The organism is Flavobacterium tibetense, assembly GCF_003293845.1.
Taxonomy (GTDB): Bacteria; Bacteroidota; Bacteroidia; order Flavobacteriales; family Flavobacteriaceae; genus Flavobacterium; species Flavobacterium tibetense.
Genome location: NZ_QLST01000042.1, coordinates 1 through 1,207, shown reverse-complemented (window position 1 = coordinate 1,207; position 1,207 = coordinate 1). Strand labels below are relative to the sequence as shown.

The 1,207-nt window shown below is 45.2% G+C and carries 1 protein-coding gene; it reads left to right on the top strand.

The annotated features are described in order from the left end of the window. Positions 1-289 precede the first annotated feature (289 nt). On the top strand, positions 290-1,084 hold the full coding sequence (locus DPN68_RS13000) for a tyrosine-type recombinase/integrase (protein WP_113990045.1): 795 nt from the start codon (positions 290-292) through the stop codon (positions 1,082-1,084). Positions 1,085-1,207 lie beyond the last annotated feature (123 nt).

The following is a 1,207-nucleotide window of genomic DNA, read 5'->3' as shown; positions in this document are numbered from 1 at the left end:
GTTACAAATAAAGTTTGGAACGGACAAACATCGGAGGTTAATCGGAGTTGCATCGGAGGTAGGACGTAGAATTACCAAAAAGTTTTACATTTTAACTAAAATTGAGGGGAAAGATGGTAACATAGTTTAACGGACGTTAAGGAGAAATAACGGAGAGGGCTGTAACGATGTTACAGCATAGGAGACAAAAGAGGGTGGTGGGTAACGGTAGAAGTTTGGTTATGTCAATACTTTTTTGTACCTTTGTAGTACAAAAATGAAGTTATAAACAATCAAAAATGCATGAGTTATGATAAAGGAATTCGGAATCTACCTGAGCAGCGTCAAAGGGTACAGCGAAAACACGGTGATAGCATACAACGTGGATTTGCGGTCATTTGCACGCTTTATCAAACAAAGGAAGAGCACAGGACGGTGGTCAACGGTAACCAGGGAGGACATAGATGGAGTATGTGCCAAGACGGTCAACAGGAAGCTGGCAGCCATCAGTAGTCTGTATGACTATATGAAGAGAGAGGGCATGGACGTGGAAAATCCATGCAGATGGGAAACGAGACAGAAGACAGAAGACAAGGTCATCAATACCATACCAGCAGATGACCTTAAGGCCATCATCAGCAAGACGCACGGACGTACTAAGATACTGATTCAGCTATTAGCGACAACAGGCATCCGCATTCAGGAAGCCTTAGACATCAGGGTAGGCGACATCATGCCAAGTAATTGCAGTATCAAGATACATGGCAAAGGAGGCAAGCAGCGGTATGTGTACACCACGGTGGAGGTCATGGACGAGATTCAACAGTACATGCCGAAGTGTGCAGCAGCACACCTCTTTACAGGCATGACACAAAGAACGGCACGGTACGACATCTACAACGCCATGAAAGGACAGACAGATGCCAAACAGTTAAGTCCCCACGCCATCCGTCACACATTCGCCACAGAGATAGCCGCCAACGGCATGGAAGCACCAGCACTGGCCGAACTGTTAGGACACAGCAGCATCAAGACAACGCAGAAGTACATCGACAGTACGAAACTGCGAGTACAACAGCAATATATTCAATTCAAACCATTCTAAAAGAGACAAACATGGAAGAAAAAGAGAACATGAGCATGGTGCCTGAAATGGCCACCATTAGAAAGAAAGCCAAGTGGGGAACGAGAACACAGAAGATGGTATCGTTCAGAGCAGACAATGAGA